The 13,144-nt window shown below is 58.9% G+C and carries 13 protein-coding genes; 6 read left to right on the forward strand and 7 right to left on the reverse strand.

All coding sequences use genetic code 11. The features are described from left to right. Positions 1-328 (forward strand): hypothetical protein (locus tag ACWTU7_RS17425; protein WP_455846529.1); only part of this gene is annotated, 328 nt, incomplete at its 5' end. A gap of 692 nt (positions 329-1,020) precedes the next feature. Here the strand turns inward: ACWTU7_RS17425 and ACWTU7_RS17430 are convergent. Beyond that, entirely contained in the window at positions 1,021-1,320 is a 300-nt protein-coding gene (locus tag ACWTU7_RS17430) for a DUF1236 domain-containing protein (protein ID WP_455839320.1), read from the reverse strand. A gap of 566 nt (positions 1,321-1,886) precedes the next feature. Between ACWTU7_RS17430 and ACWTU7_RS17435 the strand changes: the two genes are divergently transcribed. Then, positions 1,887-2,405 carry a hypothetical protein gene (locus ACWTU7_RS17435; RefSeq protein WP_455839321.1) on the forward strand — a complete coding sequence of 173 codons (519 nt, stop codon included), beginning with the start codon at positions 1,887-1,889 and terminating at the stop codon, positions 2,403-2,405. Positions 2,406-4,099: 1,694 nt separating this feature from the next. On the opposite strand, the gene ACWTU7_RS17440 is transcribed toward ACWTU7_RS17435, so the two are convergent. Then, the gene (locus ACWTU7_RS17440) at positions 4,100-4,402 is read right to left on the reverse strand and encodes a DUF982 domain-containing protein (RefSeq protein WP_455839322.1); all 303 of its coding nucleotides are present in this window, start codon (positions 4,400-4,402) and stop codon (positions 4,100-4,102) included. Between the two features lie 436 nt (positions 4,403-4,838). Further along, positions 4,839-5,135, reverse strand: a complete 297-nt coding sequence (locus tag ACWTU7_RS17445) for a hypothetical protein (RefSeq protein ID WP_455839323.1) — start codon at positions 5,133-5,135, stop codon at positions 4,839-4,841. Between the two features lie 816 nt (positions 5,136-5,951). Here ACWTU7_RS17445 and ACWTU7_RS17450 point away from each other — a divergent pair. Both ACWTU7_RS17450 and ACWTU7_RS17455 read left to right on the forward strand, forming a co-directional pair. Continuing rightward, on the forward strand, positions 5,952-6,701 hold the full coding sequence (locus ACWTU7_RS17450; protein WP_455839324.1) for a DUF1236 domain-containing protein: 750 nt from the start codon (positions 5,952-5,954) through the stop codon (positions 6,699-6,701). Between the two features lie 1,248 nt (positions 6,702-7,949). Continuing rightward, complete coding sequence (locus tag ACWTU7_RS17455; protein ID WP_455839325.1) at positions 7,950-8,105, forward strand: hypothetical protein; 156 nt, start codon at positions 7,950-7,952, stop codon at positions 8,103-8,105. Between the two features lie 33 nt (positions 8,106-8,138). Here the strand turns inward: ACWTU7_RS17455 and ACWTU7_RS17460 are convergent, their stop codons facing one another. From ACWTU7_RS17460 to ACWTU7_RS17470, 3 genes are all read right to left on the reverse strand, one after another. Next, positions 8,139-8,813 carry a LuxR C-terminal-related transcriptional regulator gene (locus tag ACWTU7_RS17460; protein ID WP_455839326.1) on the reverse strand — a complete coding sequence of 225 codons (675 nt, stop codon included), beginning with the start codon at positions 8,811-8,813 and terminating at the stop codon, positions 8,139-8,141. Beyond that, positions 8,813-10,216 carry a sensor histidine kinase gene (locus ACWTU7_RS17465; protein WP_455839445.1) on the reverse strand — a complete coding sequence of 468 codons (1,404 nt, stop codon included), beginning with the start codon at positions 10,214-10,216 and terminating at the stop codon, positions 8,813-8,815. The genes ACWTU7_RS17460 and ACWTU7_RS17465 overlap by 1 nt, the downstream gene beginning before the upstream one ends. Before the next feature lie 268 nt (positions 10,217-10,484). Next, entirely contained in the window at positions 10,485-10,676 is a 192-nt protein-coding gene (locus ACWTU7_RS17470; RefSeq protein WP_029353282.1) for a DUF3606 domain-containing protein, read from the reverse strand. Between the two features lie 301 nt (positions 10,677-10,977). On the opposite strand from ACWTU7_RS17470, the gene ACWTU7_RS17475 reads away from it, so the two are divergent. Both ACWTU7_RS17475 and ACWTU7_RS17480 read left to right on the forward strand, forming a co-directional pair. Then, positions 10,978-11,277 (forward strand): DUF1236 domain-containing protein, encoded by a 300-nt coding sequence (locus ACWTU7_RS17475; protein WP_455839327.1) that lies wholly within the window; start codon positions 10,978-10,980, stop codon positions 11,275-11,277. 72 nt (positions 11,278-11,349) lie between these two features. After that, positions 11,350-11,793 (forward strand): hypothetical protein, encoded by a 444-nt coding sequence (locus ACWTU7_RS17480; protein WP_455839328.1) that lies wholly within the window; start codon positions 11,350-11,352, stop codon positions 11,791-11,793. A gap of 101 nt (positions 11,794-11,894) precedes the next feature. On the opposite strand, the gene ACWTU7_RS17485 is transcribed toward ACWTU7_RS17480, so the two are convergent. Continuing rightward, on the reverse strand, positions 11,895-13,067 hold the full coding sequence (locus ACWTU7_RS17485; RefSeq protein ID WP_455839329.1) for an amidohydrolase: 1,173 nt from the start codon (positions 13,065-13,067) through the stop codon (positions 11,895-11,897). Positions 13,068-13,144 lie beyond the last annotated feature (77 nt).

The following is a 13,144-nucleotide window of genomic DNA, read 5'->3' on the forward strand; positions in this document are numbered from 1 at the left end:
TCCGGATGTATTCGACTGGATTGCCGACTGTGCTGGCATGGCCTGCGGGATCACAATCGCAAGGTGGACAAAACGGCACCGGGTGAGAAACCCGCCGAAACGACCCGGCGAATATCCCGATCGCGAGATCGATTGTCAGAAGGCCATGGAGCCAAGCTTTCAGGCGATCGTCGATTGCATGCTGGAAGCGGGCTGGGCCCGTGGAGAGATCATGCGCTCGCTACGCCGGCTGATCTCCGCAGACAACATGACGCAAAAGGAAAATGCCAAGGTCGAGGCGCAGCTTGCGATCGCACGCGCAATGAGCCGCGCCGGCCGGCCTCTCTAGGATCAGCACCTCAATGAATTGCCTACAGACAATGACCGAAATGGCGGCGAACCTGACTGTCCGCAATCAGACAGAGCGTTGAAGGCCGCCACGTTTGGCCGGAAATCGTGTTGGTCAGGGTTTCAGGGAGGAATTCTCGATGACTCACTCTTTTCCCACAGTCACGGTAGAAACAGTCGCCGAAGTCTACGTTCTTTCCATAGGCAAGGCCCGCTTCCTATCGATCGGACAGGCAATCTGCGCCCTTCGGAAACTCATGCCGGCTTGCAACGCGACCGACCACGAGTTGGAGGAGATATTGGCGGCAGCGTGCGTGATTCACAGCGTGCCCGTAGCGTTCGACGCCAAAACAGCCGATGGCGCATGGCTCCATTCGTAGGGCCGGAGATGCCCGCGCAAGCGCAGTGGCATGCCCGCATCGGTCGGATCTCCAAGGGATTGTTCGCTAAACCGCGAGATGACGACCGAAGGGGAAAGAAAGCCATCTGCTGCCGAAACTGCCGGAGAGACATTAGGGTAAGCTGATTGCGTGGGCTGTGTTAATCGGCCTCGGCTTGACTGTAGGCGTGGCATGTGTTCCGAGTTGTTGCTTTCTTTCTCGCCGTCATCACCGGCAACTTCGCTCCATAAGCTGATCAAAAAAAGCCCGCCGCACCTTTCGGCGCGGCGGGCTTTCCTCCCAGTCGCTTAGGTCATTCAATAATTTTGATGATCTTGCGAGTGCCCGGGTCAACGACAACGGTCCGGTTGTCGACGACAACGGTGCGGTATTTGGTGTTGGGTACTTCATGGAGCTCGACCGTCTCGGGCAGGGTTGAGCCGATATTGAGCTCCACTCCAGGGATTTTCACTGAGGCGAGCGGCTGCTTTTTCACGTACTCCCTGATGACCGTCTCCTGTTCAGGCTCGATGATTACGTCCTGAGCGGCAGCAGCACCAATGCCTGCCAGCAGTAAAAATCCCGCGGCTGCAGTGGAAAGATGCATTCTCATGATGGCCTCCTTTATATGAGCTAGGTTCCGCTGAACGCGTCTTCGCGCCAGGCTCACCAAACCTCAGGCAGCCGCAAATGTTCCTTTTGCGGACTTTGGTCTGAAGCGCGAAGGGACGTAAGTCTCGCCTGTTTTGGCGTAATAGGCCGGACATCGCGCCACCCGGAACCGCCCCTGCGCATAGTCGTTGCTCGCTGCAAGTTCACGGGAGGAGCCCATGGAAAATAGTGTCCACCAAGCCCGCTGGTTACTCGCTCCTAGTCTTCGCAGTTTCGATCACATTCCTGGCGATTGGAATAATCGTTTAGCTAGGATCGTTAGCTGGGGACCGACCGGACTTGACGATGGCCGGAACGACGAAATGAGATTTGCGCAGCTAAGTCCCTTCCCGCGCTGATAAAGGACCACCCGCCATTCCTCGATGCGCGGGTGGTCCGCGGAAAAGAACGGCTGACCAAGTCCGCCGACCTTGTGACAAAAATCGCCTTTCCTGCACGCGACTTTTCATCGGATTGCGGTTTAAAGACAGAATGAAAACCTGCGTGACGCAGTGAGGAGGGCTTCAGATGCTTAATCTCCCCAAAGATTATGTTGGTCGTGTCGTTAATATCGATGCCGAGTTACTTAATTGCGTTCAAATTACCAACCTTGACACAAATACCCCAAAGCTGGTCAACAAGCATACGTCGCCCAAGACAATAAAGGTCTTGAATTGGGACAAGCACGGAGGCCTCGTTGCCACTCGATGGTTCCATTTGGAAGACGGCAGAGACAGGCCCATTCTCTTCCCAGGGGTCCAAATGGCCGTTAGTGCAGTGACAGACTTTGCCGATATGGGGGGCGACGACGGGTCGAGGTTTCTCGAAATCTGGAAGCATACCGTGCCAGGACAAGAATGGTGGGAGGCTAGGAATACCAATCCAGAACGGTGGAACGCGGTTAGTTTTTCAGGGTTCCATGGCACCACGAAGCAGTATGACGTTGCTTACGCGCTGGCACCTGGTGAGCGAATTAACATATGGGGTACTCCCGACATTTATAAACCTTTCTTCGCGCTCAATTGGGCGCGGCTTGATCCCCTGTAGGCTCGGGGCTGGCAAAGCAACAGGGCGGCTTCCTTGCTCGGCAACATGCTGGCGGGGCAAGTCTGTTCGATCGACATGAGAACCAGTTTGAGGGCGAAGCGCTTGCGAAGGATGATTGAGACGGTCGAAAAGCTGAGCCGGTAATAGCGTAAGCAAAGCCCGCGCCCACTCCTCCGAGCGCGGGCCGACCGGATTGCAGCCCGATCTGCAGGGGGCTAAATCTTGGGGGGTTGGCCCACTGATCCTACACAACCGTTAGCACAAGCTTATGTTCCGCTTGACGAACACTCCCGCAAACCGAGGCGGAATTCCGGTTATTCTCCCCCAAAAATCCTGCAGCGACGCGTGGCGGAGTCCTCCAGTCCAAGCCACGGCGGGTGAAAATGCGCGTTCCGCATTCGTCAATGATCATTTGCGTCCGGTAGCCGTCGAACTTGAGCTCATGAAGCCAGACGCCGCTTTGGGAGGCTTCTCCACCAAAGTCGGCATTAATGGCGGGACGACCTTCAAACGGCATGCATTGACCCGCAAAACCGCGATTCAATTAGCATACGCTTAATTAGTTCTCATTTTAACGAATCGTTGACCGCGCTGTCCCAGAATAGGACGGCGCGGTCAAACCCAACCGGACTGCGCAGGCGGCTCCGGCAATTCAGCACCCCGCCTCACATTGCCGGAGCCGCTACCACACTGCTCTAAAATACCAGCAATGGTTGAATCAACTGTTACCGCACGTGCTTTCCAGTGCGCTTTCCCAGTCGCTAGACTTTGATGGAACAGGGCCTCGCCTCGTCCGGGCCCCTGCCCTCACGGTCGACGTTGAGACAGTCCATCTGGCGAAGAAAGCATGGACGGCCACGATGACATCAGCAACGCTTGGGCCGCCCTCAAGCCCGTGCGTAAGGCTATTGAACAGCCATGCCCCTGCCGGCGTGCTGCCGAGCGAAGAGCCGTCCTGTTGCTTTACCGCCCCGAGCCGATCCACGAGGGCGAGGGCTCTTGCAAAGGCCATAATTGAGACGGTCGAAAGGCTGAGCCGGTAAGCGCAAGCAGAAGCCGGCGCTACTCCTCTGGGCGGGCCGACCGGATGCAGCCCGATCTCCAGCAGGCTAAGCATTGGGGGTAGACCCACTGGTCCCACACACCGTTAGCGGACGGTAATGTTCCGCTTGAGGAACACTCCCCACCAGCATCCAAATGGCGGGGTAACGACGGTCCTGTCGACGTCGCGGACGACGACGCGGGAATGCTTCGCGCGCGCCGGCATCGTCCCAGTCACCCGCCTTGGTCAAGGGGACGCCATCCTGCTCGTCGCCATAAATGGCGAACTCCATGCTGATCGTTCTCGCGAGGTCAGCATCAATGCCCGACGAGGTCAGATTGCGAATGTCCCGCGCTGTGCCTCCCCCGCCGCTACACACTCGGCAGCCCGCAGAGGCCGGGGCCTGTTTCGTCTCCTCGATATTGGGATTCGCGCGGGGCCTGTCCGACCCAGCGTGGCCCCGCTCTCCGGGCTCTGACCTAGAAAGACCCATCTGTCGAATCGGACAGGTCCTCGAATGCGCGAATTTCCTCAATCCGTGCCTCAAGCGCCGCCCTTGTCGCAGTAACGGCACCACTACCGGCCAGGAACTGCTTGGCGGATTGTCCATGCCGGCGATTTTCACAAGGGCGTCGGCAAGGACCTACATGGGTTACGCCGTCACGCCACCGCGACCGGTTTTCGGTGCCGTCATCCAGGGCATAGCTGCAGAGACCTCCTCGAGGATCTTGGCCGATCTCGCGAAGCCGGCGAAAGCCTCGCGTGCAACTGAAATGGGAACTTGGCCATCGTAGGCGCGCTGGCAAGCTCGGAACGCCGTGTCAAAGATTGGCCCTCTGCGATTCTTCGGCCATTCCTGCAGGAACTCGAAAGCATCAGCCAAGCATTCGATTTCCTCCACCATGAACTCCCCTCTCTTGACGAAAACAGGCCGGTCGAAAGTCCTGTCGTTCATTAGAACCTCCATTCAACTGAACGAGTGTTTGAGCTTCCACGAGAGCCGTGAGCGACGGCTGCGGGGAAATATGTGAAGAGCGCTTTTTGCTGTCAAGGAAGGACCAATTCGGGACTGAAGCAAAACGCATCGCAGGCTGGGACCGCATGCGCAATGTTGCTGTGTACCGCTGCAACCTGTAGCCGAGGATGCTCTGAACTCCATTGCTCCCGATGAAACCCGAACTCTCGCAAAGACCACCCGGCGGCACAATTCGCGGCCACGGAAAGACGCGACAGCAGAAAGCCCGCGCCCTCCGGGAGAGGACGCGGGCTGGTCGGGGCCACCGATCTCGCAGCATTTGTATGAGGGACAATACTACGCTGCTGGCACTAAACTTTTGTCGCAGGACAGTGTTCCACCCTCTAAGGAAAAAACCGCAGGTTTGTGTTCGCCGCTATAGAAACTCCTCCCAACGAAGGACCGCGTACACTGCCCCGCCCACCATCGAGAGTATAGAAAGAACCAGGAGCAAGGCGACCGGGTATGGCTCGCCGACGACGTCGTCAGCTTCGTCTTGTTTCTCGTTCAAATTCTCGTTTCGATCGCCCTTCCTGATAACGCTGCGGCCAAGCCCATTTTTCCCCAGAGTCTCTTTCGAAATCTTGGTAGCTATATCCCATGCGATCAGCGGATCATCGGGCAGATGCCTCTGAAGCCATTCAGGGAGACTGCGGCCAGTGTTCTTGTCCATATCGCGAACAAGTCTTCTGCTTCAACTCTGTCCCAACTTGCTAATGTATAATTTTAGCTTTCGGCAGTTTTTACGGCAAGATGGTCCGGTCCGACCATTTCGGCTGCTTTCGGTTTCAAGGCTCGGTAGCAACGCCCTGGTCCTTGGACCGCTTCAGCAGCGCACGCGACGCCCGCACCAAGCGTTGTGACAGGGCCAGTGTGTAGCGAAGGTCCTCAATGAGCGCCCTTCCGCGTTCGGCGGTCTGCCGAACGCGCGCCGCATGGATTTTGTTGGTTTCCCAAATAGGTTCTTCCACGGTGTCTGACTCCCAGGGCTGCGTCGTGGAATGGAGCGCTGGCCATTTGCATTGTCTGCGTAAGAACATGCTGTGCTGAATGCAATAAGTTCCAGCACCGACAAAAAAAGCCCGCCGTACCTGCAGGTGCGACGGGGCGATCAAGCGGTCACCAAGCACGGCTTGGGGGCTGGGATGTGCCCGGTGCGCGCGGACCGAAAAAAATCATACGCGTGCCGGCTGCCCGGCGTCTACCAACCGGCGGTTGGAAGAGATTCGTCCGGCAGCGAGCGCGGATTTTTCAATCTCCGCCCCCTACCAGGACCTCGCGTCGGCCGAATAAGGGAACCCGCACCTCTGCTGTAACAAAAGACACGAGCCCATTCGGCGCGCGCCATGGCTCAGTACGGCGCGCGCATGAACGCGGCCTGTTTGTTCCAACAGCTCCGATCGCTTCCGCCCGGTCAATTCGCCTGGAACAAAACTTTCCAGAGGTGGTTTTCCCTGTGAAGGGACAGACTTTTCGAAGGAGACGTCTCGTGAAAAAAGTTCTGATCACCAGTATGCTGGCCATCGGCGTTGGCTGTGGAGCAGCGCTCGCTCAGGAACAGCAGCCGGCCCAAACCCAGTCGGGCGCCGACACCAATTGCCCGGCCGGCTCGGCCGGTTGCCCGGAAGGTGCGATGGGCGAACAGTCCCAAGGTAAGGCCGGCGCCACCACCGAGGAGCAAGCTCAAGGCAAGGCGAAGATGCAGACCGATGAGCAAGCCCAGGGCAAAGCCGGCGCAACCACCGAGCAGCAGACCCAAGGCGAGGCTGGCGCCACAACCGACCAACAGGCGCAGGACAAGGCCAAGGTCCAGACCGAGCAGCAGACCCAGGGCGAGGCTGGCGCCACAACCGACCAACAGGCGCAGGACAAGGCCAAGGTCCAGACCGAGCAGCAGACCCAGGGCGAGGCCGGTGCCACCACCGAGCAGCAGACTCAGGGCACGACCTCTACTCAGGATGAGACTTCGACCGGCGCGATCAGCAATGTGACCGTTGAACAGAAAACGGAAATCACCCAAATCCTGAAGCAGGAAAGTGTCGAACCGGTCGCCAGCGTCGATTTTGACATCTCAGTGGGTGTCGAGGTTCCGCGGCAGAAGGTTAAGCTGCGTCGTCTGCCACCGCGAATCGTCGAGATCGTCCCGGCTTACGAATCCTATGAGTATTTCGTGTTGGCCGATGGCCGAATCGTCATCGTCGACCCGGGTACGCTTAGGATCGTACTTATTCTGACCTAACGCCCCTTCTTCGGCGTAAAGGAGGGGTCCGCTGCCCCCACGGCGGTCCCCTTCAACATGCATCGGTTGAAGTTGGAGAGGAGTCTCCATTTACCGAACGGCGGCTATTTACCTCGCCAGTACACCCCGCCGTTCAAGCTGGCGGGGCTTTTGCGGTTGAGGACCCTCCCCAGCCCTAACCTCATGGATCACCCTCGACGGCGCCCTTCTTGTCGAAAAGGTCTGAGCTAGGCCTTGTCGAAAGGGCCTGAGATAGGGCTTCAGTCCGTCCGCTGGTAGACTATGGGCCGGCATCGGCAGTGCTTTGGTCCGGGACCGCTATCGCAAAAGCCTGAGATGAGAGAGTTTTCAGGAACCGAGCTCCTGCAGGCGCCGTTGCGATGCCAACCCGTGACAGGAGGCTGCAATGGACCCCAGCATTCACCAGGCACGCTGGCTGCTGTTTCCGGTATTTGGCTTGGTGTTCGGGGTCGCGGCCGTCGGGCTTATTATCGGCTGATGGGCCCGATCAATGAAGGCAATACACTTGCGCAATAATGAGTCCCTTCCTGCGCTAGCGAGACCCACCGGTTTCTCCGCGTGAGACTGGTGGGTCTTGACACCGCCTGATGATGGGGAAAGCGTGATAGATGGTGCAGAGTACAGAGGATTGGCTCGGGCGAATTCGAAACAGGTGGAAATGCAACGCAGACCGTGACGGTCAGAGGATATTCTAGCGTGCTATTGGCAAATTCATTGACCACAGACGCGATACGGCCGCAACGCCTGAGGCTTCGTGAGGCAAGAGTTCTCGCCATGATGAATGTGCGGCCTTCGTGCTCTCAATCGCAGCGCAGGCTCAAATCTCTTCGAAGGCTTCGCGTCGCCATCTGCCTCACCGCATGCACCTTGATTCTCGTCGTGAGCCCCTACCGTGTGGCACAGGACGGCCTGTCCCTGACACTTAGCCCGCAGGCCGCCCAGGCCCAAGGGAACGCTGGGAACTCCGGGAACTCTGGGAACTCCGGGAATTCCGGGAACTCTGGAAACTCCGGGAACGCTGGAAACTCCGGGAACGCTGGAAACTCCGGGAACGCTGGAAACTCCGGGAACGCTGGAACTCCCGGGAGCTCGAACTCCAATGCCAACGCGGGCAAGGGCAAATCAAAATCGTCAAAAGGCAATCCCCCTGCAAATCCAGTTGCCGCGGTAAACCCCGCCAACAAGCCAAAAGTTTATGTTAACGCGACCACTGGAGACCGGATCGAAGTGCGCGGGCCAAGTGTGGGTGTAGTGCATTCCAACGGGCTCAGCGAGCGCATCGACGATGGCCATTATGAAATGCGGGATGCGATGGGCCGCACCATCATTCGGCGGCAGGCAACGAACTCCGATCGGGCAAGACTGCTCGGCATGATCGAGTGATGGCGAGTTCACAGGCCGCAGGGCTACCTTGCTTCACGCAGGATGGCGGGCAGGCGGATGCTGATGCTCGGTCGCGTCGCGCAGTGTCATCGCGGCTTCGGTCCGGTTGCTCACATTGAGCTTGGCGAGAATTCGCGTCATGTGATGCTTTATGGTTTTCTCGTGCAGGTTCAGCTGAAGACCGATCCGCTTGTTGCTCAATCCCGCGGCAACGAGCGTCAGGATCTCTCTTTCGCGGCTGGTGAGTTCGGCCAGCACGTCGGGTTTCGCGGTCGCGGTTGACTGGGTAGACAAGTCGACCAGCACGCGCGCCGACAATTGCGGGCAAACATACCGTTCGCCCATAGCCACCGTGCGCAGTATGGCGGCCAGGGTTCTCGACCCGACCCCCTTCAGGACATAGCCTCTTGCGCCGCTCTGCAAGGCGGTCATGACATGCTGGTTTTCCTCCGAAACGGTCAGCATCACGATTTTCAGATCCGGATGCCGCTCCAGAGCCGGTTCGATCGCACTGAGGCCCCCTCCAGGCACCGAGATGTCCATCAGGAGAATATCGAGCTGCTGGTCTTCCGATATCCGCAAGGCATCGTCTCTACTGCTGCCTTGGGCAACGATCTCGAACCCGCCGATCTGCTCGAGAGTGCGCACGACGCCCTCCCTGAACAGCGGATGGTCGTCGATGATGGCGAGCTTTATGGCGGCTGCCATCACGCCTGTCCTATGTCAATTATGTTGAGAACCATTTTCACCACCGTGCCATTCTGTGAAGATGTTACACCAAATTGGCCGCCGAGGCTTTCTACCCGCTCACGCAGCCCGATGAGCCCCAGCCTTTCAGGGTGGATGATCTTCGGGTCGAAACCTGGGCCGGTGTCGGAAACCTCGATAGAAACGCGCTCCCCGTCGAAATGTTTCGCGACCGATTGACCGGCACCCCCGGCGTGGCGGAAGCCGTTGTTCAGCGCCTCCTGAATGAAGCGAAAGATGCAGATCTTGGCCGCTGGTGACAAGGGTGCGTGCCCCCCGGTCATGGACAGCATCACTTTGACGCCGGTTCGCTCTTCGTGCGCTCGCACGGCAAGCTCGAGGATTTCCGTCAACTCGGCATTCTCGACATGCGGCAGCATGAGGCCCTTGCTGACATTCCTGATTTCTCGCATCGCATCGTCCAAATTCGCTTTGACCACCTGCAATTCGCGTGCGCGCGCCGCCGACGGCGTGGCAGGATCGGCTAGCACGGGGCTGTCAATCCCTAGCGCAGCGAGGGCAACCAGTTGCGCCGGCCCGTCGTGCAGGTCCGCGCCGATCCGCCTGAGGTAACGTTCGTTGAGTGCCGTGGCGCGCTGCGAAGCACGCTGCACCCGCAATCTCAACATTCTGTTTTGAGCAACCAGATCGGAAAGTTCGGCAATGCGCCGCTTCAAGGAGTGGCTCTGGGAACGAATCGTGCGGCTGCCACGAAAAACGATCGCCGAAAGCCCAAGGAAAAAAAGTGCGGTAACGGCAGCGACATCGAACCAGGTCCGAACGAGTGCCTGCCGGAGGTCCTTTTCAAAATCGGTGGCGATCTCGTGGAATTCCAAAACAGCTACGACTTCGCCCGACCACGGCTGAAGCATCGGATTATAGATTTCAAGAAGATGCAAGCCGCTGTCCCTCTCAGCCTGGTTATCATAGTGCCTGTCCAATTCAGCAACTATGTCGCCTGCGAATGCGGCCCGGAGATTGTCGCTGAGTGGAAAGCGCTTCCCGACCAAATTTTTATTGGTTGAATAGAGGATGGTACCGTCGCGGCGCCAGAGCTTGAAGGATTCGAGCCTTGTGCCGAGTGCGCCTTGCCCCAGCGTCTCATCCAGCGCGTGGGCAACGCTCTCCTCCAGCACCTCGCTCCTGCGCATGTCGGGGAGCAGCGGCGCGATAACGCTGTCGACGTAAAGAGCGGTCGCAGAAGCCGAGTTCCGGGTGACCGCTGCTTCTATCTGGCTTGTAACTGAAATTCCCACCACGATCATCGCCGACAGCGAGAACAGCCCGCCGGCGAGCAGAAATTGGGTGGCCAGCGACAGTGCATTCCATCGATCGATCAGTCTTGTCGCTCTGTATCGCGCCATGTCCCCAACGGCCCGGTAGGCGGCGCGTCGCGCCAGCGGCACGATTCGAGAGAACCGGCCAATCTGTTGTCGAACGACGCTTAGCGACGCCATCTTTGATCTGCAACCGATCAATCGCAAGGGAACTTAGGGCTTACAGACGGGACGGAAACCGCAGCCAGCGGTTTTTTTGCGTAAGCGCCACGGTCTCGTCGAGCGAGGCGGCAAGTCGTGACGCGGCAACGCCAACGCTTTCGATCTCCCCCAGGCACAAGATGCGGCGTATTTTTCACTTCCGGTCGCGCAATTCTCTTACCGCTTGAGTAAGGGTCATTCGATCGTTACCGTTCTTTTTGATCAGCTTACTGACCTGGCTGGGCGAAACGCCGTTTTCTCGCGCGAAATGTTCCACCTCGTAGTACTCGTCGACTGACAGGCGGTCGTGGTCGAGGAAGTCTCGATTGCACTTGTTGTCGGCCATTTCCTTTCTCCTGGCGAAGCCTAACACGGGGCTGAATGTCGGTTGGAAACAGGCTGGAGGGTGGTGGACACTCCTCTCCATGAGCTCCTCCTGTGAACTTGCGGCGAACGAGTGCGAGCGGTCGCGGTTCCGGGCGGCTCGATAGCCGGACCCATTGCGCGCGGCAGGTCAGACTTAAGTCCAACGGCAAGGCTTCTCGGATCGGACCGAAGCCCAGCCAAGGAACGTTTGCAGCGGTCTCATGTTTGAGTGAGCCTAGCGCGAAGATGGATGCCAAGAGAGCTCACAGAAGGAGGCAACTATGCAGATGCGTCTTCCCATTGCAGCCGCGGGATTTCTGCTATTGGCAGGTATCGGCGCCGCTGCCGCTCAGGACGTGATCATCGCGCCTGAGCAGGAGACGGTCATCAGGGAATATGTGAAAAAGCAGCCGCTCGCATCCGTGGAACTCCCTGGGGTGGAACTCAATATCGGTTCAACGCTGCCCGAGACGGTCGAGCTTCACGAAGTTCCCGACACCGAATACCGCTATGTCGTCGTCGACAACCGGACCGTTGTCGTTGATCCCGGCACACGTAAGATCGTCAAGATCATTCAGTGACCTGAACGCGAGGGTAGGAGACGCCCGCCGCTTCGAATGAGCGGCGGGCGATTATGCTATGGGCTGTGTCAAATGCGAACAATCAGCAGACTTTTCGATTCCCGCGACCAGGCAGCGCGTGCAGTTGCCGCGCTTCAGGCGGCAGGAGTTTCTCACGAACAGATCAGCGTCATCGGACCATACGACGACGAAATCAGCGCTGTCCTGCGCGGTCCGGGCGGTGTCGCATTTGGCGCGGTCGCTGGTCTGTTAATCGGCCTGGGTGCTTTTGGAGCCATCGGCATTGATCCTGTCGGAGCCGTGGCTGGCATGGTCCTCGTCGGTGGGGCCTGCGGCGGCCTTGCTGGTGGGCTTCTCCAGGCATCTGCCGATGTTGCCAAAAAGCCGGCTGAGCCGAACGTTGAACAAGGCGTCATCTTTGTGATGGCGCAGGTCGATGAAAAACAGGCCGATACCGCGCAGGCAGCGCTAGAAAATCCCGTTCGGGTAACGCAACTCGTGGCCACAGTCGGGTGAGACGCGTCGGCTTGGTGTCGCGCATGATTATTTCCCGGCCTATCGCCCACGAAGCGCGTCAGAGAATTTCTCGCTGAGCCGTCAGTTTTCCCTCTGACGGTTCAGGAGGCGGGAAACGTCTGCTCAACCAGATTGACGTAGTAGCGCAGCACGGTCGGCACGATCTCGTCATTGAAGACGTAGCGGTCGCCGTGCAGGCCCTCGCCGGGCCCGACATCGCCGACGCCGACCCACGCGTAGCAGCCGCCTGCCTCACGGATCATGAAGGCGAAATCTTCGCAGCCGAGGCTCGGGCTGAACTCGGTCGAAACGTTCTCGCTGCCGACGGTGGCGGCGGCTGCCGCGATGGCGCGCGCCGTCGCGTCGGCCGTGTTGATGAGCGGCGGATAGCCCTTGTGGTAGTCGAGCGTGGCTTTGAGCGCATGGGCTGCGGCAATGCCCCCAGCGATCTCGCCGATCAGCTTCTCGCAATGATCGGAATGACCGGGCTCGAAAAACCGGCAGGTGCCTTGCAGCCAGACCTTCCCAGGCACGATGTTGCCGACATTGCCGCCATGGATTTGGGTGAGGCTGACGACCAGCGCGCTTTGCGGATCGACCGAGCGGCTGACAATGCGCTGGACGGCCTGGACAAAGGCGCCCGCGGCCAGGATCGGGTCGTCGCCGAGCTGCGGCATGGCGGCATGTGCGCCAAGACCCTCGAAGGTCACCTCGAAATTGTCGACGGCGGCCATCTGCGCTCCAACGCGAGCGGCGATGGTCCCCAGTCTGACGCCCGGCCAGTTGTGGACGGCATAGATCGCCTCGACTGGGAAACGCCTAAACAGGCCGTCTTCGATCATGCGCAAGCTGCCGCCTTCATTTTCTTCGGCTGGCTGGAAGATGAAGTAGACAATGCCGTCGAAGGCGCGGGATTGGCTGAGCAGCCTGGCGGCGCCGAGCAACATGGCTGTGTGGCCGTCATGGCCGCAGGCGTGCATCGCGCCCTCATTCCTGGAGGCATAGGGCAAGCCGGTCCTCTCGACGACCGGAAGCGCGTCCAGCTCGGCGCGGAGACCGATGGCGCGCGTGCCCGTGCCGTTGCGCAGGACGCCGACAACCCCGGTTCCGCCGATCCCTTCATGCACCTCATCGAAGCCGAAGGCGCGCAGTTTCTCGGCAATGAAACGTGCCGTTTCGTTCTCATCGAATCCGAGTTCGGGATTGGAATGGATATGGTGTCGCCAGGCTATGACCTCTGGTGTCATAGCGGCGATGGGGTCATTATGCAGCATGATGCTCCTTCCAAGCCGGCAAAGGCGGTCATGGTTTGATCCGGGATCACGATTAGAAGGTCGCGCAAGAGGCGTCT

It is taken from the genome of Mesorhizobium sp. BHscii (assembly GCF_053848065.1).

Bases quoted from the DNA above. Each gene is read 5' to 3' on its own strand.
- ACWTU7_RS17435 (WP_455839321.1), top strand. From the start codon at position 1,887: ATGCTTAATCTCCCCAAAGATTATGTTGGTCGTGTCGTTAATATCGAT.
- ACWTU7_RS17440 (WP_455839322.1), bottom strand. From the start codon at position 4,402: ATGAACGACAGGACTTTCGACCGGCCTGTTTTCGTCAAGAGAGGGGAG.
- ACWTU7_RS17480 (WP_455839328.1), top strand. From the start codon at position 11,350: ATGCGAACAATCAGCAGACTTTTCGATTCCCGCGACCAGGCAGCGCGT.
- ACWTU7_RS17470 (WP_029353282.1), bottom strand. From the start codon at position 10,676: ATGGCCGACAACAAGTGCAATCGAGACTTCCTCGACCACGACCGCCTG.
- ACWTU7_RS17465 (WP_455839445.1), bottom strand. From the start codon at position 10,216: ATGGCGCGATACAGAGCGACAAGACTGATCGATCGATGGAATGCACTG.
- ACWTU7_RS17485 (WP_455839329.1), bottom strand. From the start codon at position 13,067: ATGCTGCATAATGACCCCATCGCCGCTATGACACCAGAGGTCATAGCC.
- ACWTU7_RS17430 (WP_455839320.1), bottom strand. From the start codon at position 1,320: ATGAGAATGCATCTTTCCACTGCAGCCGCGGGATTTTTACTGCTGGCA.
- ACWTU7_RS17460 (WP_455839326.1), bottom strand. From the start codon at position 8,813: ATGGCAGCCGCCATAAAGCTCGCCATCATCGACGACCATCCGCTGTTC.
- ACWTU7_RS17475 (WP_455839327.1), top strand. From the start codon at position 10,978: ATGCAGATGCGTCTTCCCATTGCAGCCGCGGGATTTCTGCTATTGGCA.
- ACWTU7_RS17445 (WP_455839323.1), bottom strand. From the start codon at position 5,135: ATGGACAAGAACACTGGCCGCAGTCTCCCTGAATGGCTTCAGAGGCAT.